Source organism: Nocardia sp. alder85J, assembly GCF_020176955.2.
GTDB lineage: Bacteria > Actinomycetota > Actinomycetes > Mycobacteriales > Mycobacteriaceae > Nocardia.
Map to the genome: position 1 here is coordinate 412,212 of NZ_JAIUCZ020000007.1, position 20,956 is coordinate 433,167.

At 67.3% G+C, this 20,956-nt stretch carries 27 protein-coding genes, 1 tRNA gene and 1 pseudogene; 12 read left to right on the forward strand and 17 right to left on the reverse strand.

Features of this window, described 5'->3' with window-relative positions; genetic code table 11:
* Positions 1–35: 35 nt before the first annotated feature.
* The gene (locus LBW94_RS27695) at positions 36–1,313 is read left to right on the forward strand and encodes a glycosyltransferase 87 family protein (RefSeq protein WP_225055049.1); all 1,278 of its coding nucleotides are present in this window, start codon (positions 36–38) and stop codon (positions 1,311–1,313) included.
* 4 nt (positions 1,314–1,317) lie between these two features.
* On the opposite strand, the gene LBW94_RS27700 is transcribed toward LBW94_RS27695, so the two are convergent.
* Positions 1,318–2,034 carry an LGFP repeat-containing protein gene (locus tag LBW94_RS27700; RefSeq protein WP_225055051.1) on the reverse strand — a complete coding sequence of 239 codons (717 nt, stop codon included), beginning with the start codon at positions 2,032–2,034 and terminating at the stop codon, positions 1,318–1,320.
* Between the two features lie 556 nt (positions 2,035–2,590).
* Here LBW94_RS27700 and LBW94_RS27705 point away from each other — a divergent pair.
* From LBW94_RS27705 to LBW94_RS27730, 6 genes are all read left to right on the forward strand, one after another.
* Complete coding sequence (locus LBW94_RS27705; protein ID WP_225055053.1) at positions 2,591–3,472, forward strand: hypothetical protein; 882 nt, start codon at positions 2,591–2,593, stop codon at positions 3,470–3,472.
* Positions 3,473–3,620: 148 nt separating this feature from the next.
* Positions 3,621–3,743 carry a hypothetical protein gene (locus LBW94_RS27710; RefSeq protein WP_255633747.1) on the forward strand — a complete coding sequence of 41 codons (123 nt, stop codon included), beginning with the start codon at positions 3,621–3,623 and terminating at the stop codon, positions 3,741–3,743.
* 21 nt (positions 3,744–3,764) lie between these two features.
* On the forward strand, positions 3,765–3,896 hold the full coding sequence (locus LBW94_RS27715) for a hypothetical protein (protein ID WP_255633748.1): 132 nt from the start codon (positions 3,765–3,767) through the stop codon (positions 3,894–3,896).
* 288 nt (positions 3,897–4,184) lie between these two features.
* Positions 4,185–4,823, forward strand: a complete 639-nt coding sequence (locus LBW94_RS27720) for a hypothetical protein (RefSeq protein WP_225055055.1) — start codon at positions 4,185–4,187, stop codon at positions 4,821–4,823.
* Positions 4,820–5,893, forward strand: a complete 1,074-nt coding sequence (gene ccrA, locus LBW94_RS27725) for a crotonyl-CoA carboxylase/reductase (protein WP_225055057.1) — start codon at positions 4,820–4,822, stop codon at positions 5,891–5,893. The genes LBW94_RS27720 and ccrA overlap by 4 nt, the downstream gene beginning before the upstream one ends.
* 3 nt (positions 5,894–5,896) lie before the next feature.
* Positions 5,897–6,196 (forward strand): zinc-binding dehydrogenase, encoded by a 300-nt coding sequence (locus LBW94_RS27730; RefSeq protein WP_225055126.1) that lies wholly within the window; start codon positions 5,897–5,899, stop codon positions 6,194–6,196.
* 128 nt (positions 6,197–6,324) lie between these two features.
* Here the strand turns inward: LBW94_RS27730 and LBW94_RS27735 are convergent, their stop codons facing one another.
* From LBW94_RS27735 to LBW94_RS27745, 3 genes are all read right to left on the reverse strand, one after another.
* Positions 6,325–7,002, reverse strand: a complete 678-nt coding sequence (locus LBW94_RS27735) for an MspA family porin (protein WP_225055059.1) — start codon at positions 7,000–7,002, stop codon at positions 6,325–6,327.
* Between the two features lie 473 nt (positions 7,003–7,475).
* Positions 7,476–7,775, reverse strand: coding sequence for a helix-turn-helix transcriptional regulator (locus LBW94_RS27740; RefSeq protein ID WP_323137951.1), 300 nt, complete (start codon positions 7,773–7,775; stop codon positions 7,476–7,478).
* Positions 7,776–7,872: 97 nt separating this feature from the next.
* Positions 7,873–8,076, reverse strand: a complete 204-nt coding sequence (locus LBW94_RS27745; protein WP_225055061.1) for a hypothetical protein — start codon at positions 8,074–8,076, stop codon at positions 7,873–7,875.
* Positions 8,077–8,223: 147 nt separating this feature from the next.
* Between LBW94_RS27745 and LBW94_RS27750 the strand changes: the two genes are divergently transcribed.
* Both LBW94_RS27750 and LBW94_RS27755 read left to right on the forward strand, forming a co-directional pair.
* On the forward strand, positions 8,224–8,979 hold the full coding sequence (locus LBW94_RS27750; protein WP_225055062.1) for an IMP cyclohydrolase: 756 nt from the start codon (positions 8,224–8,226) through the stop codon (positions 8,977–8,979).
* 119 nt (positions 8,980–9,098) lie between these two features.
* Positions 9,099–9,320, forward strand: a pseudogene (locus LBW94_RS27755) (hypothetical protein); the annotation flags it as partial.
* Here LBW94_RS27755 and LBW94_RS27760 read toward each other — a convergent pair.
* The 6 genes from LBW94_RS27760 to LBW94_RS27785 form a co-directional block, all read right to left on the reverse strand.
* Positions 9,217–9,771: a hypothetical protein gene (locus tag LBW94_RS27760; protein ID WP_225055132.1), complete on the reverse strand. Its 555-nt coding sequence runs from the start codon at positions 9,769–9,771 to the stop codon at positions 9,217–9,219. The pseudogene LBW94_RS27755 and the gene LBW94_RS27760 sit on opposite strands and share 104 nt — an antisense overlap.
* 70 nt (positions 9,772–9,841) lie before the next feature.
* A protein-coding gene (locus LBW94_RS27765) for an IS5 family transposase (protein WP_416276966.1) occupies positions 9,842–10,653 on the reverse strand; the annotation gives its coding sequence in 2 pieces (ribosomal slippage) (positions 9,842–10,317 and positions 10,317–10,653; 813 coding nt in all).
* 18 nt (positions 10,654–10,671) lie between these two features.
* The gene (locus tag LBW94_RS27770) at positions 10,672–11,079 is read right to left on the reverse strand and encodes a hypothetical protein (RefSeq protein WP_225055064.1); all 408 of its coding nucleotides are present in this window, start codon (positions 11,077–11,079) and stop codon (positions 10,672–10,674) included.
* Positions 11,080–11,112: 33 nt separating this feature from the next.
* Positions 11,113–11,952 (reverse strand): helix-turn-helix domain-containing protein, encoded by an 840-nt coding sequence (locus tag LBW94_RS27775; RefSeq protein ID WP_225055066.1) that lies wholly within the window; start codon positions 11,950–11,952, stop codon positions 11,113–11,115.
* Entirely contained in the window at positions 11,949–12,464 is a 516-nt protein-coding gene (locus LBW94_RS27780; protein WP_225055067.1) for a DUF6879 family protein, read from the reverse strand. The genes LBW94_RS27775 and LBW94_RS27780 overlap by 4 nt, the downstream gene beginning before the upstream one ends.
* Positions 12,445–12,771, reverse strand: a complete 327-nt coding sequence (locus LBW94_RS27785) for a hypothetical protein (protein ID WP_225055069.1) — start codon at positions 12,769–12,771, stop codon at positions 12,445–12,447. The genes LBW94_RS27780 and LBW94_RS27785 overlap by 20 nt, the downstream gene beginning before the upstream one ends.
* A 276-nt stretch (positions 12,772–13,047) precedes the next feature.
* On the opposite strand from LBW94_RS27785, the gene LBW94_RS27790 reads away from it, so the two are divergent.
* Genes LBW94_RS27790 through LBW94_RS27800 form a run of 3 tightly spaced genes read left to right on the forward strand, consistent with a single transcriptional unit; the run spans position 13,048 to position 14,540 of the window.
* The gene (locus LBW94_RS27790) at positions 13,048–14,118 is read left to right on the forward strand and encodes an IS630 family transposase (protein ID WP_266270995.1); all 1,071 of its coding nucleotides are present in this window, start codon (positions 13,048–13,050) and stop codon (positions 14,116–14,118) included.
* Positions 14,119–14,155: 37 nt separating this feature from the next.
* Complete coding sequence (locus LBW94_RS27795; RefSeq protein ID WP_225060234.1) at positions 14,156–14,383, forward strand: hypothetical protein; 228 nt, start codon at positions 14,156–14,158, stop codon at positions 14,381–14,383.
* 7 nt (positions 14,384–14,390) lie between these two features.
* Entirely contained in the window at positions 14,391–14,540 is a 150-nt protein-coding gene (locus tag LBW94_RS27800; RefSeq protein ID WP_225060235.1) for a hypothetical protein, read from the forward strand.
* A 78-nt stretch (positions 14,541–14,618) separates the two neighbouring features.
* Here the strand turns inward: LBW94_RS27800 and LBW94_RS27805 are convergent.
* From LBW94_RS27805 to LBW94_RS27835, 7 genes are all read right to left on the reverse strand, one after another.
* Positions 14,619–14,695 (reverse strand) — tRNA-Leu (locus tag LBW94_RS27805).
* A 56-nt stretch (positions 14,696–14,751) separates the two neighbouring features.
* Positions 14,752–16,203 (reverse strand): peptide MFS transporter, encoded by a 1,452-nt coding sequence (locus LBW94_RS27810; RefSeq protein WP_266272254.1) that lies wholly within the window; start codon positions 16,201–16,203, stop codon positions 14,752–14,754.
* Positions 16,204–16,289: 86 nt separating this feature from the next.
* Positions 16,290–17,243, reverse strand: coding sequence for a Ppx/GppA phosphatase family protein (locus LBW94_RS27815; RefSeq protein WP_323137945.1), 954 nt, complete (start codon positions 17,241–17,243; stop codon positions 16,290–16,292).
* Complete coding sequence (locus tag LBW94_RS27820; protein WP_225060237.1) at positions 17,236–17,799, reverse strand: DUF501 domain-containing protein; 564 nt, start codon at positions 17,797–17,799, stop codon at positions 17,236–17,238. Before LBW94_RS27820 ends, LBW94_RS27815 begins: the two co-directional genes overlap by 8 nt.
* A complete protein-coding gene (locus LBW94_RS27825; protein ID WP_225060238.1) occupies positions 17,796–18,434 on the reverse strand; it encodes an FtsB family cell division protein in 639 nt (212 codons plus the stop codon). The genes LBW94_RS27820 and LBW94_RS27825 overlap by 4 nt, the downstream gene beginning before the upstream one ends.
* Positions 18,435–18,499: 65 nt before the next feature.
* The gene (gene eno / locus LBW94_RS27830) at positions 18,500–19,789 is read right to left on the reverse strand and encodes a phosphopyruvate hydratase (protein WP_225060239.1); all 1,290 of its coding nucleotides are present in this window, start codon (positions 19,787–19,789) and stop codon (positions 18,500–18,502) included.
* A 193-nt stretch (positions 19,790–19,982) separates the two neighbouring features.
* The gene (locus LBW94_RS27835) at positions 19,983–20,753 is read right to left on the reverse strand and encodes a lytic transglycosylase domain-containing protein (RefSeq protein ID WP_225060240.1); all 771 of its coding nucleotides are present in this window, start codon (positions 20,751–20,753) and stop codon (positions 19,983–19,985) included.
* Positions 20,754–20,956 lie beyond the last annotated feature (203 nt).

Below are 20,956 nucleotides of genomic sequence, written 5' to 3' on the forward strand. Positions count from 1 at the left end.
TTGTCCGAATGCCGCTGCCGGTAATCTCCTCCTGGATGGTTAGCGTCACTACCTCCAGTCGACCGACGGCCGCGACCCGCCGCTTCGCGCGGATTGTGTGGGCGCTGCCGGCGTTACTGGTCGCGGTCTGCGTCTGGTGGCTGCTGCACCCCAGCGGGCCGTTGACGCCGATCAAGCGCGAGTACATCGACCTGCAGGTCTACCGGCTCGGCGTGCAGGCGATGTGGCACGGCGCCGATATGTACGGCAGCCTGCCGAAGACGACGATGGGCGTCAGCCTGCCGTTCATCTATCCCCCGTTCGCCGCGCTGGCGCTGAGCCCGTTCGCGATGCTGCCCTGGCATGCCGCGGCCACCGCCTTCTTCGTGGTGACCGTGCTGGCGCTGGCGGTGACGCTGTACCTGGCCGCGCGCCGGATCTGGTCCGGCAGCGTCGAACTGGCCCTCTGGGTCACCGCGTGCGCGCTGCCGCTGGCCCTGCTGCTGGAGCCGATCCATTCCACGCTGGACTTCGGGCAGGTGAACCTGCTGCTCATGGTGCTGGTCGCGATCGACTGCCTGTCCGGGCGCAGCGTCGGCGAGGACGGGCCGCCCGCGCGCTCGAAGTGGCCGCGTGGCGTGCTGGTCGGCCTGGCCGCCGCGATCAAGCTGACCCCGGCCGCGTTCGTGCTGTATTTCCTGGTGCGCCGCGATTATCGGGCGGCGGCAACGGCCGCGATCACCGGCGCGATCGCCACCGCGCTGGCCTTCGCGGTGCTGCCGCGCGAGTCGACCCGGTACTGGTTCGGCGGCATGGGCAACGTGTCCGGCCTCAGCGGTTCGGCCTTCCGCACCAACCAGTCCATCCAGGGTGTGTTGTCGCGGTTGCAGGTGCCCAAGCCGGAATTCACGGCGCTGTGGCTGCTGCTGAGCCTGACGCTGCTGGCGCTGGTGGTCCCCGCGATGCGCCGGGCCGCCGACAATCCGCCGCTGGTGCTGGCCTTCAACGCGGTGTTCACGCTGCTGGCCTCGCCGATCTCCTGGTCGCACCACTGGGTGTGGATCGCCCCCGGCCTGCTGGCCGGGGTGGGCGCCGCGAGCCGGGCGCCGCTGCGGCAGGCCGCCGCCTGGTACGCGATCCTGCTGGCCACCGCCGTGGTGTTCGTGATCGGCCCGCAGAACTGGCAACCGGGCGAGGACAATCGCGAACTGTCGTGGACCCCGTGGCAGCACGTGATCGGCAACACCTACGTGTGGCTGAGCGTGCTGCTGGTGGTGCTCTATCTGGCCACCACCAGCGCCCGCAAACCCGCGCCCGCCCTCGCGAGCGTCTGACCGATCAGCTCCGCACGGTGATGGTGCCGTGCTGGAAGTTCTGCGCCTTCCCGCCCGGCACGTCGTATTCGTCGCTGGTCGGGAATCCGTAGCGGCCGGCATCGCTGCCGGCGACGGTCCACTGGTCCAGGATCGGCCCGTTGGTCAGGATGTGCGCGGTGGTGGCCTGGGTCCAGTAGATCGCGCCGCCGGAGAACAGGTTGGCCCGCCCGCCGCCCTTGGTGGCGAACTCGTCGCTGGTCGGGAAGCCCAGATCCCCGCGCTCGTAATCGTGCGCCGCCCACTTCACATAGATGGCCCCGGCGATCTCGTGCGCCCCGGTGTCCTGCGACCAGTAGATCGACCCGCCCTGGAAACTGTTGAACCTGCCGCCGGTGGCATCGGATTCCCGCGTGGTCGGATACCCCAGCACCCCCTTCTCCCAGCCCAGCGCACCCCACCGATCCCGGATCAGCCCGCCGATCTCGTGCGCACCGGTGTCCGGGTGCCAGTAGATCGACCCGTGATCGAACACCTGGTAGTGACCGCCGTTGGCGCCCAGGCTGTCCGGCCCGGTGGGATTGCCCAGCAGATCGAATCCACCGGCCGCGTCGTATTCGGTCTCGATGGCGCCGCCCACGTCGAACGCGCCGATCTGCCGCGCCGAGGCGGTGGCGGCGGAACCGGCGAGCAGGACGACGCTGACGAGGCCGGCGACGGCGGCGAGACGGTGACGATGCATAGGGCTTCCTATCCGGCTACGGCGTGAGTACTGATGGTCCGCGCCGACAGCAGCGAACCCGCACGCCAGACTACCTATCCGGCCGCAGGTGGCGGCGGGCTCGCAGTCGGTGGTATCGGCTCCTCGACGGGATGGACGTCACACGTTCACCGAGTAATCGCCGTGACATCCACACCGCGGGTGACAATGCCGTCGTTTTCGGCCGATCGTTACCGAGCGGGCCGCCATAGCGGAACCGGCAAAACCGTTGTGCCGTCGCAGTATGCCGTACCATCGGCATGTGGTCTGCGTGCCGCCTGCGGTAATTCTGATGAGGGGACAGACGTGAGCAGCAACAAAATCGTCGAAGTTCTCCGTGATGTTGCCGACCGCCTCGCCGCCCCGATTCGGCGGGCGTCCCATTCCGTAATCGGATTGGAATCGTGATACCGGAAATGCCCTGAAAAATACGGTCGACAGGATCGGTGAGTCGGACAGAGAGGCCGGTCGCAGTATCGAATTCGAACTGCGGCGAGCAGGTCTCGGCTCGATGCACGGGGCAGATCCCTTCCGTCGGATGAGTTCCCTCGACAAAGAGGTCTACGCGCTCATCGATCAATCGCCGACCACATCCGCTGCCGTCCACGACCTCCGGAGCAGCGGATGGAAGATCGGGTACTCCAACGGTCGGGCTTGGAGTACTCACGTCGACTTCGCACACAAGCGGATCGAGATCAGCGGAAGGTTCGCGAACAGGGAGTATTTCGACACGGGCACCGTTGCCGCCGAACTCGCCGATGCCGCGGGCAAGGCGCGATACGGCCCGGTGTTGTCGAAGGTATCGACCGACGGAATGGTGCGGGAAAACTGGGTCGCAGCCAAGATCGATCACCTGCGCAACCAAGATGCAGAGGGCGTATTGAGTCAGGCGGAAACTCGGCACGAGATCATCCAGAACGGTGGCCCGGATATACTTCCACCGATAAACGGACCGATCCACAACGGCCCGACCTATGAGGTGGTCGACGACAACCATGTGATCAACGACCCCACGGGCCACGTGGATGCCCAGATGCTGAACGCCCTCAATCCCGATGGCGTCCCGTTCTATCAGAACCCCACTCACATGCATCAGCACTATCTGAGCCTGGACATGCTGGACAGAAATACGACAGCGCACGTCGACATATTCGACCGATATGCGAACGGCGAGATCTCCAGAGACGAAGCCCGGCGCAACGTGGCCGCACTCAACGACTCGATCAGCGAACTCAGCGATTTTCCGACGTCACACCAGAACGGCCCCGGACAACAACGTGCCCGGGATTCTCCGGACGATCGATCGGCTGCTGACGACTCCCGGACCCTTCACGGTCGACGCGATCGCCGACATCTTCTCCACGTCGCTGCGCGAGGTCGAGGCGGACGAATACTTTCGCGAATTCGAGGCGAGTGGTGACATCGGGCCGTTCGCGTCGGTATGTTTTCGCGAGTCCGTCGAATCGGGCCACAGCATCGTCATCGCAGAGGTCGGCACCGGCCCACCGGTCACTCGCGCAGATCTCGGGCAGTACTTCGACCTCACCGTCGACAACGCGGAAATCGACATGATCAACTCTTCCCGCGAGGTCGTGACCTTCCACGAAAGGCACGGCAACAGAATACTGTTCCTCGTGTTCTCCGGCGACGCGGAAAGATTTCGGGCAATCACCGTGCACGAGAACCCGTGACGGCCGAGGCCGGCCTGATCGGTGCCCGCCGGGAAGCCCACCCTCGGCGAGCAGTTCGACATCACCGCGTTCGTGGTGGTGGTGCTCGGCGGCTTCTCCCGGCCGATCCGAGCGCCGGGCAACATTCTCGAAAACGCTGCCGCCGCCTGCTGAATGGTTGCCATCCGGAGTATCATGTGATGTGTATCACACAACATTCGGGTCGGGGTAGGGAGAGCTCAGGCCGTGCGAACAAGGGTCGCCACGATCGACTACCTCGGCACCTTCAGCGTCACCGGCTGAGGGTGGTCAGCCGCGGCGGGGCGGTGGATGACGGCACGGCATCCGATCCGGAAAGCATTCTCCGGCAATCGATGTCGTGCCCACACCGTCGGCTCGGTACGCACGGCCGTCACGGCTGTGATATCCGCCGCACGACCGCGTCACCAGACGAGTCAGTCGATGCGAGTGCGCACCGCATTCGGCGCGGAACTCGTCAGGGCATGTTTCGACCGAATTCCGACGGACTTTCGAAAGGTCGGATTCCGGTCGCGCTACACGCTGATGTTCGCTCTGCTGTCGCGGGGTGCGCCGTGCCCCGATCCCACCTGCGCGATGGTCCACGCGAACTGGGGATTGGGTGGATCGCTGTTCGTCCACGAGAACCTCGATCCGCGCACCCACGACCGGCTGGCCGAATTTCTCGGGCCGATCCCGACCTGGACGGTTCCGCATCTGCGGCGGGTCGAGCTCGCGCATTCCGTGATGCGCTGGAACGACAACGACGACCGCTATCGCGTGCTCCCGGAGAACGCGCTGGAATGTGCCGACCGGATAGACTGCCCGGTCCTGCTGCTGTCGGGAAGTCGAAACGAGGCGTGGTTCGACTCCGACGAACTCTGCCACGACGTTCTCGCCGACAGATATCCGCAGCTCGACGTCCGCTATACGAAAGTGGCCGGGTACGGGCATCTGGACGCGTTCATCGGCCGTGGTGCGGCGCTGGATGTGTTCGGGCACATCCTCCGGTTTCTGGCGGAGTGCGCCGCGCAGCCGCGCGCTGTTCCGGCCGCCCCGGGCGACGGCGAGTCGGGAGCGTGACAGTGGACAGCCTCGCGGAACTGGTGATCGCCGGTGCGCCGGTCGACGAGATCGCCGCCCAGCCGCTCCCCGCGGAGTACCTGGCCGCGCACCTCAGGCGGGCCGATGCGGGCATGTTCCGCGGCGCCGCCGACAAGGATGTACGCCGTTCGATCCGGGTCGGATACGTCCCGATGCCGGAACTGGCGCCGGACGAGGTGGTCGTCGCGGTGATGGCGAGTTCGATCAACTACAACACCGTGTGGTCGGCCATGTTCGAGCCGGTATCGACGTTCGACATGCTCGCGCGGTTCGCGCGGCAAGGTGGTTTCGCCGCCCGGCACGATCGCGATCACCAGGTGATCGGATCGGATGTGTCCGGTGTCGTCGTCCGGGTCGGCGCCGGTGTGCGCCGCTGGTGCGTGGGCGATCACGTCGTGGTCAGCCCGGTCTATGTCGACGACCAAGAACCCGCGACGCACAGCGACGGGATGCTCGGCGCGGGAATGCTCGCCTGGGGGTATGAAACCAACTTCGGCGGCCTCGCCACCTACGCGATCGCTCGCGCCTCGCAGATCCTGCCGAAACCGGGCCTGCTGACCTGGGAGGAGGCCGCCTGTTTCGCGTTGTGCGGGGGAACCGCGTATCGCATGCTGGTCGGTGAGCACGGCGTGCGGATCAAGCAGGGCGACATCGTCGTGATCTGGGGCGCGACCGGCGGATCGGGGTCGTTCGCGGTACAGCTGGTCAAGAACGGCGGCGGCGTCGCGGTCGGCATCGTCGGTTCGGAGGCGAAAGCCGATCTGGCCCGGCAGTTGGGCTGCGACCTGGTGGTGAACCGGGAACTCCTGCGGATCGACGCCGGAACCGGTCTCGCCGAGCAGTCCATGGCGGTGGGCAAGCAGATCGGCACAGCGATTCGTCGTGAGTGGGGGGAGGACCCGCACGCGGTGTTCGATCATGTCGGCCGGGAGACCTTCGGTACCTCGGTTTTCCTCGCACGGCGCGGCGGTTCGGTGGTCACCTGCGGTTCCAGCACCGGATTCCGCCACGAATACGACAACCGCTATCTGTGGATGAATCTGAAATGAATAATCGGCAGCCATGGATTCAACCTCCAGGAACTCGCCGAGTGCACGCGGTTGTTCCGAATGGGCACGTTGATCCCGCCCGTCTATCGGACCTACGACCTCGCCGAGACCGCCGAGGCCGCCCGGCTGGTGCAGCGCAACGATCATGTGGGCAAAGTCGTGGTGCGCTGCTTGGCTCCGGAACCGGAACTGGGCGTCACGGACCCGGTCGGCCGATCGCCGATTCGCCCCGGGATCGATCGCTGGCGGGCGGCAACCCGGGACCTCCAGTTCGGGCACGGAGATCGGACCCGGCAATCCTGATCCCCAGCGCCGTCACCGCCCGGCACAGCTCGCGTGCTCGACACCTGCCCGCCCCTCCAGCGGGCACTCACCGAATCGGCACCGGGAAGCAGTACACCGAGGATCACGCCTGCCGATCCGGTCGGGCCTCAGAATACGAACTGGTCGCCGTAGGCGGTGGTCTGCACTGTGCCCTGCGCATTACCCACTGTGACGGTGACGAAGGGGACCGCCGACACCGATGACACACACTGGGAGACATTCAACGCCGCGTTGTTGAACGTGATGTGGTACGGAAACTGCGTCTTGTCGTCCAGGTTCACCGTCGCCGTCGTCGCCGCGGTGACCTGCCCGGGCGCCAGGGTCGCGGCAAGGATTTCCGTCAGGCCCAGCAGCCCGGCCACGCTGGGCCCGAGGCTCGCGCTGGGCGGAGTCGTCCCGCTCGGCGGGGTGAACGACGGCGAAATACCGAGGCTCAGACCCTCATTGGGCTGGATACCGATGGGAAAACCGTTGACGATGTTGACCCCGCATCCGAGGATGAACCCCGCGACGGTCTGGCCCGAGGTGATCTGGTCACCCGCCACATCGACCGAATAGTCGCCGGACATCTGCACGGCATGCGAGAAGGCCATCATCCCGGGTGTCCGGTCACCGGGCGGATTCACCCCGATGTTGCCGACCGCCGCGGTCAGATGCATCCCCCACGCGGAAATGTCCGCGCCGAGTGGCTGGGCATGGCCGGATTCGGCACCGGCCCACAAACCCACGGCGACCACACTTGCCGCGGCTGTCACTGCCGCGACGGGTAGGAGCGCTCGTCGCATACCGAATCCCGTTCTCGAAGCGGAGGTGCATGAGCTCGACCCAGCAGACACGGACCGATACGGCTGTCGAAAGGCAAACGATAGCCTGGGGCCGGGCCGGACAGGTCACGCCTGGCAAGGTGTGTCGCCGGATGGCCACGCTGATCGGGACGGTGTGGGCGCCGACGCCACGACAGCACCGAACACCGCCGCCGCGGACGACGCGCGGCGACGATCGTCCCGCCGACGACAACAGGCGAGAACCGCACCCTACCTGCCGTTTCGTCGTGCCCCCGCTGGGACTCGAACCCAGACTTGACGGATTTCAAGTACCTCCGGCGCGTACCGCGCCCACCTGCGCCAGCACAGAACGCGGTGTCGCATCGACGCAGGTGAGAGGCATATTGCCGCAAGTTGCCGCCGCCTTGGCGGGTGTTGCCATAGACCGTAGACAACCCGCAGGGTGCCGGGGTGACGCCGGGGTGGGCGCACCGCTACTCGCTCGGCACCGGCAGCCCGTCCAACAGAGCGCCGGGGGTAGTCCGCAATCCTGCGGCGAACCGCAGAATATTCTCCAGCCGGGGGCTCCGCTGGCCGCGCTCCACCTGGCTGAGATGCGTCCAGTGCACGCCGATTTCGTGCGCGGCGACTTCCTGGCTCCAGCCCAGCTCTTGCCGTCGCGTTCTAACGCGCTCTCCAAAAGCGCGTAACGACGAGTTCAGAGGCGGTTTGGTCTGCTCCGCGGGCGCGCAGACCGGCGAGTCCGGCGATCGGCCGCCGCACGAGGCGGGAATCTCCTACGCTGCCGTCTCCGATTCCGGGGATCGCTTGCCGCGCAGTGGATCCCCGGCGGACAGTGGCGAGTTCGGCTGAGGCTGCCGGCGGCGTGGATCAGGCCGGGCTCGGCCTTGCCGGATCGGCCGGTGCCGGTTGTTCGTGCACCTGCTGCCAGTAGCCGGGCGCGTAGTGGCGGACATGGCCGGCGTCGTCGACCCTGAGCACGCCGGCGGCGGTGATGGAGTAGCTGGCGCCGGGCCCGTAGTCCAGGCCCTGCGGGATACTGTCGTCGTCGAGGTACACCGTGAAAGCCGCCATGCCCTCAGATTATCGCCGCCGGGCCGGCCAGGTGTCCGAAATCGCATGGCCGCCAACCGAAGTCACCGGTATCGGAGCTGACCGTCACCCGACCCTCGAGTACCCGCGGCGGGGCCGGGTACTCGGCGCCACCTACACTCTCCGATCATGGCCTCGGTCCAGGTTCTGGGAGTCGACGAGTTCGTCACGAAGTACCGGTATCCCGGTCGTGGGATCATGCTCGGCCGCGACGGCGACGGGACCGGGTTCGCCGCGTATTTCCTGACCGGCCGCAGCGAGGCGAGCCGGGCACGGCGGCTGGTGATCGGACCGGACACTCTCGAGATCGCCGACACCACGTCCGGGCCGGCGGATCCGCTGCGGCACTACACCGCGATCGTGCGCATGAGCAGCGGCCGGATCGTTGTCGGCAACGGCACCCAGGTGGCCGACGTCGTGGCCGGACTCGACGCCGGCACGACGGTGTGGCAGGCGCTGACCGGACTGGAGTGCGAGCCGGATCCGCCGATCCTGACCCCGCGCATCACCGCCACCGCGGCGATCGGCGGCACCGAGGTGCTGGAGCTGGTTCTCTCCGGCGCGGTGGCCCACCCGAAGTGGCCGGCGATCGAGCAATCGCAGCACCACCTGGCGCACATTCCCCGGCTGGCGCCGGGCGAAGGGCATGCGATGACCACCTACGCCGGCGACACCGGCGCGGTGGTGACCAGCGGCCAGCCGGTCGCCGTGACGGTGGACGGCGTGTGGCCGCAGCTGCTGGAACGGATCTGGGGTGGCCTGGACCCGGTGCTACGGGTCGCGGCCGCGGTGGTGCCGCTGACCGGGGACCTGCGCGACGGACGGTTCGCTGGTGCCCACGAACCGCTGATCCTTCAGGCGGGGACCGGCCGCAGCACCAGGTGAGTGCCGAACCCGGCCCGCCCGGTCAGCCCGGCGGGTAGCACCGGCGCGACCGTGTGCAGCAGCGCGGTAGCGCGGGGGCTCCACGGGACGGTCAGGCTGTCGGGCGCGACCGTGTCGACATGCAGGTGTCAAAATGGTTGGGGCACAGCACTTTCACGCTCACCCTGAACACCTACGGCGATTGGATCCCCGACGAAGAAGGCGGTACCGGCAACAATCTTCCCGAGCCGCCGCGCTCTACTTCGGTTCCGCCGCAGACGATTCCGGCTCCGGATCGGGGGACGGAGGAGCCGGAACTCTCGACGAACGTGGTTCCGTTCCGGCGGCGGTCGGCAGGGTAGGCGGCTCGGCTGGGAACTCGTGCGGCACGAGTTTCCGCCGAAGCTGGTCGATTTGGCGGCGACTCTCCGCTGCCTCTTCTGCCTCTTGCCGTGCGCGCTCAACTCGGAACTCTCGCTCGCCGTCGTCGTTCGCACCATACACCCAAATTCCTTCGTGCTCCCTGGAGTAACGCGCGAGTATCTGGCGGATATCACTGAGCACCCGGTTCTGCTCTTTCAATTTGTCGTCAAAAAGCCTAACCAGATCATGCGTGCCTTTGATCACGACCCGCCGCGCTCCAACATAGATATCCCAGTCGAGAATTGCTCTTGTCGTGAACATATCTCCACGGCCGTCTTCAAACGAAATTTCCGCCCCATGACGTGCTGCAATACCAGAAGAACGCGACCGAAAAATACCCGCATCCCAAACCGTTCGCCACTCCTGCTGAGGTGCTAGAAACGGTATCAACTCGGGAAAAGGTAGGTCGGTGACCCCTTCACCAACGGACCATTCGCTGACTTGCGGCTTAGACCGTGTCTCACATGGATGGCTTTGCCTTGGCGAGCTTCTTGAAGCCGGTCAGCGCGGCGGCGAGCGTCAGGAAGCCCAGGTAGTGAGTTCCCTTGCGGTCGTAGCGGATCGCCAGCCGGTGATATCCGGTCAGCCACGAGATGGTTCTCTCGACCACCCACCGGTGTCGGCCGAGCCGCTCGGTGGACTCGATTCCCTTGCGGGCGATACGAACTGCTATCCCGCGCCGCCGCAGCCACCGTCGTAGCTCCGGCTGGTCGTAGGCCTTGTCGGCGTGCAGCTTGCCCGGCCGGCGCCGCCGCGGGCCTCGCCGGGACCGCACTGCCGGGATCGCTTTCACCAGGGGTTTCAAGGCTTGGGAGTCGTGGACGTTCGCGCCGGAAACCGCCACGGCCACAGGGATTCCCGCCCGATCGGTCAGCACGTGCAGTTTCGAACCGGGTTTGCCCCGGTCGGTGGGATTCGGGCCGGTCAGGCCGCCCCCCTTTTCGCTCGCACGCTCGCTCCGTCGACCACCGCTCGCGACCAGTCGATCAAACCCGCCGCACCCAGCTCGTCGAGCACCGCCCGATGCAACCGCCGCCACACACCCGCCTTCGTCCAGACGGTGAAACGGCGATGCGCCGTCGGCACCGTCACCCCGAACGACGGCGGCAACATCCGCCACGCACAACCACTGGTCAGCACATACACCACCGCCGTGAACACCGCCCGCTGATCCACCGGAGACACCCCACCACCCTGCGGACGCGGACGGAACTCCGGCAGCAACGGCTCGACCAACTCCCACAACTCGTCCGGCACCAACCGCAGCGACAACGCATCCACGACTGAACATCATGCAGCACAACCGATCCCGGTGCACCGGAAACAAATCACATCCATGTGAGACATGGTCTTAGGGCTGATCATTACTCGTACATTATGAGCAGGGGTAGCGCCGAAATTCTTGATAACCAGCTCGAGAAAATCCCAGTCGGCGGGATTGTGATCCATGAAAATTGTTACATTCGGTTGCGCCTGTTCTTCACGAGTTTTACGCGCCTCATCCGCTTGGTCGAGTGCCGCCCTGACCTGTTTTCTGACGTAGATGCCCGCAACCACCACGGTACCGAGAGCGATAGCCGCCGTAGCCCATCCCGCTGTAGCGGCCCATGCGTCGGCGCGGACGTGCAATAACCAGTCCCATGCGTCGCCGAACCAACTACCGATCGACCTCACCCAACGCGGAAGTGCGAAGTTCATGGCCGAGGATTCTGCCACTGCCCTCCGACACCATTACGCCTCCGCTGTGCGCCGCTTCAACGCCGAGGCCAGCAGCGCACGGACAGCGTCGCCGTGGACGGCTTGCTCGGCCAGCCGGTTGAATACCTTTTCGTACAAGGCGATTTCGCGCGGCTGCGTTACGGCCGATTCGGCGGTGATGGTCTCCACCAACACCTTGCGCTGATCGTACAGAACGAAATCAGTCGTCCGCCGGAAGTACGCGCTCGCGGCGGGCACGATCCCAAATATCAAGCGCGGCAACGTCATAAGCTCCAGAACGTGCTGAATCTGCTCGACCATCACGGCGTCGTCTCCGACCGTGGTGCTCAGCGCCTGCTCGCCGACCAGGAAGTAGAACCGGTGCCGCCCTTCGCGCAACACCCGCTGCCGTTCCATGCGAGCCGCCACGGCCTCGTCCAGGTCTCGCGTGGTGTTCAAGAATTCCATGCCCGCGGCCATCAGCGCCCGCGCGTAGCCCGGCGTCTGGAGCAGCCCGTGGAACACCTGCGGGTCGTAGCCGCGCAGTAGCTCGCTGCGGTCTTCCATTCCGCTGATCTGCCGCTGGTGGTTGCTGTACCCGTGGCCGACGATCCGCCGCCACTCCATCCACGCGGCACTGATATTGCGCAGCGTGGCCAGCAGATCGGGATATTCGTGCTCGGCGTCGGTGAGGCGGCACCACACGGCCAGGTCGTCTTCGCTGACGGCTTGGGTACCGTGCTCAATACGCGACACCTTGGCCGGGTGCCAGCCCGCTTGCTGGGCAAGCTGGTACCCGCGCAGGCGCGCCGCAACCCTCAACCCGCGCAGGCGGGTTCCAAGGTCACGGCGCGCCTCACCGACGTTGGTCACTTGGCGTACTCGAGGTGCGGTATTGCCTTGGTCCACAACCGATCTCGTACATCCGCGTAGTGCCGGACGACCGCCGGATCGGTAGTCGCGGCCCAGCCCGGCAACGCGGAGCCGTCCCGCTGGAATACGGTGTAGGCGGCCACCTCATCATCGAACAGCCACCAGTCGTCATCCCCGAGATCCACCGGTGCGTCCCGCCGGGGCAGCCACCGGATATCCTCGCCCACTCGGAGATTGGCGTCGGTCGTACCGACCGCGAACCGGGTGTAGGGACCGTGCGGCTCGGTGATCACCCGGACCCGCTGCACCACGCACCTTGCGCCGATCACCTCCCGCATCAGTGCGTGCCAACGCGCGCTCGCCGCCGGGTCCTGCGGCTCCCCGTTCAGGAATCGCTGCACCCGGTCGGCTTCTCCGGCTACGCCGCTGTAGTCGTCGCGAACCTCCAGGTGGAACGCCCGGCGATGCGCCCGAAAGGCTTGCGCCAGATCATCAAACGTGAGGTGCAGCATCGCGCCTCCGCTCCGTACCGATCGGCACCTCCACCGCCGTCTCGTGGTCCGGCAGCCGAATCCGTTCCAGCGCTCGGGCATCCGTCACCGGCTCGCCCGTGAGCAAGAACGTGCCGTGCCCGGTGTCGTGCAGCAGCGCGCCCAGGCACGTCCCCGGGACGAGATGCCGGATCAGCCGGTGCGGGATCTCGATGGTGTCGGGCCGGTCGGTACGCCAGCCCTGCGTGACGTACGTCCCGCGATCACTGCGGAAAAGCGTGGGCGACTGCCCGTCTGTGCTGTCCCCGCCGAGCCATTCCAGTTCCATCGTGCCTCCTCTGACGCCGGTGAACCCCTTCATCATCAATCCGCCGCCGGTCCACCGCACGCCCTTTCGGCGCAATATCGCGCAATTTCCTGGTTCGAGCTCGGAGCATACAAATAGCGTTCAACCAGCCCTACCGCCGGGTGTTGCTGCCTCGGCGGTAGGTGCTAGTGCCTCGTCTAGAAAGGTTGTGCTGGTAACCGGGTGTCGGTTTGCTCGGGTGCTCGCCGGCGGCGAAGCTGCCGGTGGAGGTGGTGCCCGGTGGCTCGGAAGCCGGAAGTGTTTGTGCGAGCGGTGACCCCGGAGGAAGGGCGCCGGTTGCAGCGGATCACGAAGACCAGCAGGCAACCGGTCCGGATGCGGCGCGCGATCGTGGTGATGGCTTCGGCTCAGCGTCAGCCGGTCCCGGCGATCGCCCGGTTGATGCAGGTGTCGGAAGCCTATGTGCGGCAAGTGATTCACGAGTTCAACGAGCGGGGGTTCGAGGCGCTGGACCCAAAATGGAGCGGGGGCAGGCCGAAGAAGGTCGACCGGGCGACGCGTGAACGTATCGCCTGTATCGCCCGGTGCTGTCCCCGTGACCTGGGTTGGCCGTTCTCGACATGGAGCCTGTCGAAACTGCGGGAGGCATTGCAGAACAACGCTATTGCCGACATAAGCCGGGAGACCCTGCGCGCAATCCTCAAGGCCGAGGGTGTGTCGTGGCAGGCGGTCAAGACCTGGAAGGCCGGTCGCGACCCGGATTTCACCGCGAAGATGAACCGGATCCTGGACCTCTACGACCACCCGCCCGCTGACGGGCGGGTGATCTGCGTCGACGAGTTCGGCCCATTGAATCTGCAACCCCGTGCTGGTAGAGGCTGGTTTCCGCAACGAAGACCGAAGCGGTTGCGGGCGACTTATCACCGCACCCAGGGTGTCCGGCACTTGCTCGGCGCACTGGACCTGGCCACCGGAAAGATCCACTATCGGATCCGTGACCGCAAGCGGTGGACCGAGTTCCTGGCGTTGCTGAAGTCGCTGCGTGCTCGCTGGGCCGGCGAAAAGCTCTACATCGTCGCCGACAACTTCTCCCCGCACAAGCGTGCCGAGGTCCGCGACTGGGCCGCCGCCCACGACGTGGAGCTGGTGTTCCTGCCGACCTACTCGTCCTGGCTGAACTGGATCGAGTCCGAGTTCGCGGCACTGCGTTACTTCGCCCTCAACGGCACCGATCACCACAGCCACGATGAGCAGGACTCCGCCATCGCCGCCTACATCCGCTGGCACAACCAGCACGCCAAACCCAAACGCGAGTTCGCCGCCAACTCCAAAATCCGCCAACCCGATTACCTACCGAAGGTTGCTTGACGAGGCACTAGCCAGCCGGACAACACAAGGGGTGGACATGAACACACCCGCACGACGGAAAAACGAAGACTCGCAACAGTTCGCCATTGCGCCGCAGGGCGGGCCGTGCTCGTACCTCCACCACAGCGACGGCTCATGGTCATTTGTCGGTGAGGACGGGTGGCCCGTCAGCCCGGAGGAGTTCCAGGCCGAGGCGGCAAGTGCGATATCCGGCCCTGTGATCGACGTGAATCCCGAATCCGTGACCGATACCGAAGTGTGGTGACAACACGATGATCACTTTCGGGTTGATCGCGGCCGTCGGCGTGCCGCTGGCCGTGCTGGTCTTGGCGATCGTGTGGCCGGAGCGCATCCCCAAGGACCGCACGGTGGAAGCCATCCGCCGCCGGATCGAGGCCGAGGACCGGCCACCCCGCCGGTAGCGCGCCGGGGTGGTGCCGGGGCCGCAGCCCGCACCGACCTGTCCCACCACGCCCGCAGCGCCCTGAACTGCGCTTTCGTGGTGCCCCCGCTGGGACTCGAACCCAGACTTGACGGATTTTAAGTCCGCTGCCTCTGCCAATTGGGCTACGGGGGCGTGCCGGACAGCCTACCTAAGTCGTACGTCCGTCTCGGAATTGTCCGATAGTTTGCTCAATGAACCCCCTTCATCAGGCTGCTTACTCGCGGAGCGAGGAAGTAGACGACGATACCCACTGCGATCGTGATGATCCCGGTGAGGCCGAAGTACGCGATTTCGTGGTCTCGGGAGTAGTAGTGTGCCAGCACTCCCGACATCGCGGTGCCGATGCCGACGGAGAGGAAGTAGAGGGCCATCATCTGGGCCCGGTACGCGGCGGGGGCAAGTTGGGTCGTCACGGCCAGGCCGATCGGGGAGAGCAGGAGTTCCGAGATCGCGAAGGCGGCGAGGATGAGGCAGACCAGCCAGGCCGGTACCGTTTTGCCCTCGAAGGCGGTCAGCGGGACGAACAGCAGGAAGGCGGCACCCATGCCGATCACGCCGTAGGCGAAGGTGTGCGGGGTGGTGGGGGCGCGTTCGGCCAGCCGGGTCCAGAGGGCGGCGAATATCGGGGACAGGGCGATCACCCAGATGGGTTCGGCGGAGCCGATCCAGCTCGCGGGGGCGGTCCAGCCGAACAGTGTCCAGTTCATCCGCTGGTCGGAGTACACCGTCAGGACGGTGAAGATCTGCTGGAACAGGGACCAGAACAGGGCGTTGGCGAGGAACAGGGGGACGAAGGCGCGGACGCGGGTGCGTTCCAGGGGTGAGACTTCGGGGCTGGTCAGCAGGATCGCGAAACAGGCGGCCGACACGAGGGTGAGGACGCCGGTGGTCACCGGGGAGAGAGTGTCGAGGTGGACCGCGCCCGTCGCGACGGCCAGGACGATCAGCAGGGTGAGCGCGCCGGCGGCGGCCAGGATTCGGGGGATCGACCGGTGCGCCAGCGGATTCGGGACCGTGCGGCCGTGGCCCGCGAGGTTCGCTCGCTGGACGACGTATTGGACCAGGCCGCAGGCCATGCCGACGGCCGCGGCGGCGAAGCCGTAGTGGAAACCGGCCCGGGATTGCAGCAGGCCGGTGAGCAGCGGGCCGAGGAAGGCGCCCAGGTTGATGCCGAGATAGAAGAGGGTGAAGCCGCCGGCGGTGCGGGGGTCGCCCGGTGGGTAGAGGGTGCCCAGCAGGGAGGAGGCGTTGGCCTTCACGCCGCCGCTGCCGAGGGCGATCAGGACCAGGCCGAGGCCGACGCCGGGCAGGCCGGGGATCAGGGCGAGGGCGAGGTGGCCGATCATCACCACGACACCGCCGTAGCAGACGGTGCGTTCCATGCCGAGCAGGCGGTCGGACACCCAGCCGCCCAGCACCGTGGACAGATACACCAGGCCGCCGTACGCGCCGACCACCCCGGTGGCCGTCGACTGCGACAGGCCCAGGCCGCCGTCGGTGATCGAGTAGTACAGGTAGTAGCCGAGGATCGTGAGCATGCCGTAGAACGAGAACCGTTCCCACAGCTCGACACCGAACAGATTCGTCAGCCCGATCGGATATCCGAAGAACGTCCGGGTGGGCGGGCAAGCCCTGGTCACCGCTTCTGCCAATGTCCACGACCCCCTAGTCAGGCAATTCGGCAGCAATCACAGAATGAACGCCGGTATCGCCGGGTGACCCGGGATCAGGCGATGGACAGCGCGATTCCGTCGAGGATGTCGTGCTCGCTCACGATCAGCTCGGTGACACCCGCGCGGCGGGCCAGTTCATCGGCCAGGAGCTGCGTGATGACCGCACCGCCACCGATCACGTCGACGCGGCCGGGATGCATCGGGCCCAGTGCCGCACGCTCCTCGTGGGTCATGCCGATCAGTCGGCGGCAGACCTCGCGCACCTGATCCAGACTCAGCCGGGTGAGATGCACACGGTCCGAATCGTATTCGGGCAAATCCAGAGCGATCGCCGCGAGCGTGGTCATCGTGCCGGCCACGCCGACCCAGGTGCGGGCGCGTTCCACCGGTACCACGCCGAATGCCTGGGCCAGTTGCTCGGCGGCGAAGAAACGGGCCGAGGCGGCCTCCTCACCGGTGGGCGGGTCGGTGTGCAGGAAACGCTCGGTGATGCGGACGCATCCGATATCGGCGGAGTAGGCGGCCTGGACGCCGTCGGCCGCGGCCTCGCCGAGCACCACCTCGGTGGAGCCGCCGCCGAGATCGACCACCACGAACGGGCCCTCGTCGGCGGGCAGTTCGCCGACCGCGCCGGCGAACGACAGGCGTGCCTCCTCGTCGCCGGTGATGACCTCCGCCTGGGCGCCCGGCACCGCGCGGCCCAGTTCGGCGGCGGCCATGGTGAAGAAGTCCTCGCGGTTGCGCGCGTCGCGGGTGGCGGAGGTGGCGACCATGCGCACCCGGCCGACACCGGCGTCGCGCATCCGATCCACGTAGTCGTGCAGGGCGGCGCGGGTGCGTTCGATCGCTTCCGGATTCAGCTCGCCGGTGGCGTCGACCCCCTTGCCGAGCCGCACGATGCGCATCTCGCGGTGCAGATCGATGAGCCGGCCGTCGCGGCCGACATCGGCGATCAGGAGCCTGATCGAATTCGTGCCGCAGTCGACGGCGGCCACCCGGTCACTCATCAGTGGAACCTTTCTCCCCCGAATCCGGGTGGTACTGCGCGTAGGACGGCCAGTCGGCGGGAATCGCGGTGCCGCGCAGGCCGTTGTCGGCGGCCAGGGCGACCGCCTCGTCACCGAACGGATTCACCCCCGGCCCCTTGGCCAGCGCGTGTGCGATCAGGACGTGCAGGCATTTCACCCGGTCGGGCATGCCGCCACCGCTGAAATCGGTGCCCAGCACCTCGACCGCGTCCCGTTCGGCGAGGTAGCTCTCGTGCGCGCTGCGGTAGGCCGCGGCCAGCGCCGGATCCTGGTGCAGCCGTTCGGTCATCCCGCGCATCAGCCCGGCCGCCTCCTGCCGGCTCGCCTCGGCGGTGAGCCGTGGGTCGGTCAGGTAGTAGAGGGTCGGGAAGGGCGTGCCGTCGGGCAGCCGCGGCGCCGTCTTCACCACCGCGGGCTTGCCGTCCGGGGTGCGGTAGGCGATCGCGAGCACGCCCCGCGGCGGGCGGCCCAGTTGCCGCGCGACGACCTCCAGATCGGCCTCGCTGGGCTGAACCGCGCTCGTGCCGCCGGTCACCGGGGAGCTCCTTCGGAGGTGGGGGCAGGCGCAGGCGCTGCCGAAACGGGCTGCGGCGTGGACATACTGCGCCACAGCTGGGTGTACCAGGGGTCGGGTGGGCGAGGCGGGGCCGTCGGGGTGGGCACGGCCGGCTGTTCGATACCGGGCACCTGCACGACGTACGCGGTGTCGCCCGGCAGCACCAGCCGCAGCCGGTCGCGCGCCTCGGACCGGATGTATGCCGGATCCTGCTGTTGCGCACGGCGATCCCGCAGGCGGGCCACATCCTGTTCGAGTTCGCGGCGCTGCTGCGCCAATTGGGTCGCCTCGGCCCGCTGACTGAAATAGGTGCGCATCGGCACCGCGAGAGTGAGTGCCAGCGCGCAGAACACGGCTGCCAGGATCACGGCCCGGCCGGTGGACAATCCGAGGATGGTCCGGTCGCCGCCGCGGCCCTTGCCCTTGCGGGACCGGGCGCGGGCCGTGCCGGCCGCCTTGCCCGCGGCCGTGCGGCGCTGTACCGCGCGATTACCCGCCGCCGTCCGCGCCGCCGCCACCGATCCGGTCCGTTCCTGCCGTGGGCGTGGTGACCGCGACGAGCCGCGGTCACCACGTCCGGCCGGACTGGTACCGCGTGCCCGTCGCTCTGTCATCTCACCCACCGCTCCATCGTTCGAGACGCGCCGAAGTCAGCCCGACACAACAGGTTCCGACGGTACTACCCCTGGAAGGTAAACCGCGGGAACGCAACGTCCCCGGCGTACCGGGCGGAATCGCCGAGCGCGTCCTCGATGCGCAGCAGCTGGTTGTACTTGGCGACCCGCTCGCTGCGCGCCGGGGCGCCGGTCTTGATCTGGCCGCTGCCCACGGCCACCGCCAGATCGGCGATGGTGGTGTCCTCGGTCTCGCCGGAGCGGTGGCTCATCATCGTCTTGTAGCCGTTGCGGTGGGCCAGTTCGACCGCGTCGAGCGTCTCGGTGAGCGTGCCGATCTGGTTCACCTTCACCAGCAGCGCGTTCGCGGCGCCCTTGGCGATACCGTCCTCCAGGCGTTCCGGGTTGGTGACGAACAGATCGTCGCCGACCAGCTGGACCTTCTCGCCGATCTGGTCGGTGAGCGACACCCAGCCGTCCCAGTCGTCCTCGGCCAGCGGATCCTCGATGGAGACCAGCGGGAAGCCGGTCAGCAGTTCGGCGTAGAACTTGGCCATCTCGTCGGCGGTGCGGACCGAACCCTCGAACTTGTAACCCTGCCCGGCGGTGTAGAACTCGGTGGCGGCCACATCGAGCGCCAGGGCGACGTCGGTGCCGAGCCGGTAGCCGGTCTTGGCGATGGCGGAGGCGATGAGGTCCAGCGCCTCCCGGGTACCGCCGGCCAGATCGGGCGCGAAACCGCCCTCGTCACCGAGACCGGTGGACAGGCCCTTGCTCTTCAGTTCGCTCTTCAGCGCGTGGTAGACCTCGGCACCCCAGCGCAGCGCCTCCTTGAAGGTCGGCGCGCCGATCGGGGCAATCATGAATTCCTGCACGTCGACACTGGTGTCGGCGTGCGCGCCACCGTTGAGGATGTTCATCATCGGCACCGGCAGCACATGCGCGTTCGGCCCACCGAGATAGCGGAACAGCTCCAGGCCCGAGGATTCCGCCGCCGCGCGGGCCACGGCCAGCGAAACACCGAGCAGGGCATTGGCGCCCAGCCGGGACTTGTCGGGGGTGCCGTCGAGATCCAGCAGCACCTGGTCGACGGTGCGCTGCTCCACCGCATCGAGCCCGATCACGGCCGGGGCGATCTCGTCGAGCACGCCCTCCACGGCCTTCTGAACACCCTTGCCGCCGTAGCGCTCACCGCCGTCACGCAGTTCCACGGCCTCGTGCTCGCCGGTGGAGGCGCCCGACGGCACCGCCGCGCGGGTCAGCGTGCCGTCGTCGAGAGCGATCTCGACCTCGACGGTGGGGTTTCCGCGCGAATCCAGGATCTCGCGCGCTCCGACCTGTTCGATGATGGCCACGAAAACGACACTCCTTCGGCTGCAGACCGCCCCGCCCACCGCCGTTCATGAGCAGGTCGCACGGGTCTCCGTGCGCGTCGAGCCTAACGCAGTCCGGACCGCCCGTACGCCTGGCACTTGGTTGTCGCACCCCGTGCCGGAAACCGCACCCCTGCCGAGGCCCGAACGGGATGTGCACGCGTCCGGTCGCGATTCACGCCCGGCGACCGACGCTGTAGGCGGCGGCATGGGTGCGGACCCGCGCCATGTAAGCGGTGGACTGGTTGTAGGTCATCAGCGCGCGCTGCCAGCCGTCGGCGGTGGTGAGATCACCGCCGCTGGCACAGAGATAGCGGGCGGCGGTCAGGGCCGCGTCGTCGATGTTGTCCGGATCGGCGGTGCCGTCGCCGTTGGCATCGACACCCCAGTGCTGCCAGGTTTCCGGGAGGAACTGGAACGGGCCCATCGCCCGCACGTACACCGGACTGCCGGCGCGAGCGGTGGCCGCCTCGTCCACGATTCGCGCGACACCGGGTGAACCGTCCAGTGGCACACCGCGAATCGGCGGGCGCACCGTACCGTCGGCGTCCAGCCGCGAACCGCCGTGGCTGCCGTGTTTGCTCTCCACGGCAGCGATCCCGGCGAGGGTGGTCCAGCCGATGCCGCAGCCGGGGCGGGAGCGGGCCATCACCGCCGCCGCGTAGCCGTACGCCTCCAGCGCGACCACCGGGATTCCCAGTGTGCCGGACTGGGATTCGGCCCAGCCGTGCAACTGCTCGGCGGTCCGCCCCGGCGCGTCCAGATCGATCGCCGGAACCGGCGTGCCCGGACCGGGCGGGATGCCGTCCGGGATCGGCGGGAGATTCGAAGCGGCACAACCGGACAGCGCGACGAGGGCCGCGACGAGCACTGCGACGACGCCGGGGAACACGGCACGGGCGAGGACAGAAGGAGAGGCCCGGCGCCGGGCCAGGACGGGACGCACCCTCCCATCTTGCGTGCTCGGCGCGTCTTCGGCACACGCGGCCCGTGCGCCGCGCGACGCACCGGCCCTCGTCGATGTGCAGCGGCTATTCCACCCCGAGCTATGTTAGGTTAGGCTTGCTTAATCTGCTGGGCGGGGGCCGGATCCCTCGACCGAATCTTCACCACCTGCTTCACCACCGTTGCGAAGAAGGGATCGATGGG

Coding starts and splice junctions, on each gene's coding strand:
- LBW94_RS27695 (WP_225055049.1), top strand. CDS start 36: ATGGTTAGCGTCACTACCTCCAGTCGACCGACGGCCGCGACCCGCCGC.
- LBW94_RS27700 (WP_225055051.1), bottom strand. CDS start 2,034: ATGCATCGTCACCGTCTCGCCGCCGTCGCCGGCCTCGTCAGCGTCGTC.
- LBW94_RS27705 (WP_225055053.1), top strand. CDS start 2,591: ATGAGTTCCCTCGACAAAGAGGTCTACGCGCTCATCGATCAATCGCCG.
- LBW94_RS27710 (WP_255633747.1), top strand. CDS start 3,621: ATGATCAACTCTTCCCGCGAGGTCGTGACCTTCCACGAAAGGCACGGC.
- LBW94_RS27720 (WP_225055055.1), top strand. CDS start 4,185: ATGCGAGTGCGCACCGCATTCGGCGCGGAACTCGTCAGGGCATGTTTC.
- LBW94_RS27735 (WP_225055059.1), bottom strand. CDS start 7,002: ATGCGACGAGCGCTCCTACCCGTCGCGGCAGTGACAGCCGCGGCAAGT.
- LBW94_RS27745 (WP_225055061.1), bottom strand. CDS start 8,076: ATGGCGGCTTTCACGGTGTACCTCGACGACGACAGTATCCCGCAGGGC.
- LBW94_RS27750 (WP_225055062.1), top strand. CDS start 8,224: ATGGCCTCGGTCCAGGTTCTGGGAGTCGACGAGTTCGTCACGAAGTAC.
- LBW94_RS27770 (WP_225055064.1), bottom strand. CDS start 11,079: ATGAACTTCGCACTTCCGCGTTGGGTGAGGTCGATCGGTAGTTGGTTC.
- LBW94_RS27780 (WP_225055067.1), bottom strand. CDS start 12,464: ATGCTGCACCTCACGTTTGATGATCTGGCGCAAGCCTTTCGGGCGCAT.
- LBW94_RS27785 (WP_225055069.1), bottom strand. CDS start 12,771: ATGGAACTGGAATGGCTCGGCGGGGACAGCACAGACGGGCAGTCGCCC.
- LBW94_RS27795 (WP_225060234.1), top strand. CDS start 14,156: ATGAACACACCCGCACGACGGAAAAACGAAGACTCGCAACAGTTCGCC.
- LBW94_RS27800 (WP_225060235.1), top strand. CDS start 14,391: ATGATCACTTTCGGGTTGATCGCGGCCGTCGGCGTGCCGCTGGCCGTG.
- LBW94_RS27815 (WP_323137945.1), bottom strand. CDS start 17,243: ATGAGTGACCGGGTGGCCGCCGTCGACTGCGGCACGAATTCGATCAGG.
- LBW94_RS27825 (WP_225060238.1), bottom strand. CDS start 18,434: ATGACAGAGCGACGGGCACGCGGTACCAGTCCGGCCGGACGTGGTGAC.